The organism is Trueperella sp. HMSC08H06, from assembly GCF_001808465.1.
GTDB lineage: Bacteria > Actinomycetota > Actinomycetes > Actinomycetales > Actinomycetaceae > Trueperella > Trueperella bernardiae.
In genome coordinates, this window is the sequence record NZ_KV793348.1 from 1 (window position 1) to 1317 (window position 1317).

Sequence of the window (1317 nt, forward strand, 5' to 3'; positions counted from 1 at the left end):
TTTTTTGCCAGTTTTTCTGGTTGTTTGAGTCTGTTTGTCAGGCTTTCTGTATGGATCTTACTGACTGTTTGGTTGGTTTGGTTTTTTGTGGAGAGTTTGATCCTGGCTCAGGACGAACGCTGGCGGCGTGCTTAACACATGCAAGTCGAACGATGAAGCTACAGCTTGCTGTGGTGGATTAGTGGCGAACGGGTGAGTAATACGTGAGTAACCTGCCCTTGTCTTTGGGATAAGCCTGGGAAACTGGGTCTAATACCGGATATTCTGCTTTCATCGCATGGTGGGGGTTGGAAAGGGTTTCTGGATAGGGATGGGCTCACGGCCTATCAGCTTGTTGGTGGGGTGATGGCCTACCAAGGCGTCGACGGGTAGCCGGCCTGAGAGGGTGACCGGCCACATTGGGACTGAGATACGGCCCAGACTCCTACGGGAGGCAGCAGTGGGGAATATTGCACAATGGACGCAAGTCTGATGCAGCGACGCCGCGTGGGGGATGAAGGCTTTCGGGTTGTAAACTCCTTTCAGTACAGAACAAGGCCTTTTTGGTTGAGGGTATGTGCAGAAGAAGCGCCGGCTAACTACGTGCCAGCAGCCGCGGTAATACGTAGGGCGCGAGCGTTGTCCGGAATTATTGGGCGTAAAGAGCTCGTAGGCGGTTTGTTGCGCCTGCTGTGAAAGACCGGGGCTTAACTTCGGGGTTGCAGTGGGTACGGGCAGACTAGAGTGTGGTAGGGGTAATTGGAATTCCTGGTGTAGCGGTGGAATGCGCAGATATCAGGAGGAACACCGATGGCGAAGGCAGGTTACTGGGCCACCACTGACGCTGAGGAGCGAAAGCGTGGGTAGCGAACAGGATTAGATACCCTGGTAGTCCACGCCGTAAACGTTGGGCACTAGGTGTGGGGCCTTTTCCACGGGTTCTGCGCCGTAGCTAACGCATTAAGTGCCCCGCCTGGGGAGTACGGCCGCAAGGCTAAAACTCAAAGGAATTGACGGGGGCCCGCACAAGCGGCGGAGCATGCGGATTAATTCGATGCAACGCGAAGAACCTTACCAAGGCTTGACATACACTGCGATGTGCCAGAGATGGTGCAGCCTTCGGGGTGGTGTACAGGTGGTGCATGGTTGTCGTCAGCTCGTGTCGTGAGATGTTGGGTTAAGTCCCGCAACGAGCGCAACCCTTGTCCTGTGTTGCCAGCAATTCGGTTGGGGACTCACGGGAGACTGCCGGGGTTAACTCGGAGGAAGGTGGGGATGACGTCAAATCATCATGCCCCTTATGTCTTGGGCTTCACGCATGCTACAATGGCCGGTACA

At 55.0% G+C, this 1317-nt stretch carries 1 rRNA gene; it reads left to right on the forward strand.

Features of this window, described 5'->3' with window-relative positions:
• Positions 1-84: 84 nt before the first annotated feature.
• Positions 85-1317 (forward strand): 16S ribosomal RNA (locus tag HMPREF3174_RS04055); the annotation flags it as partial.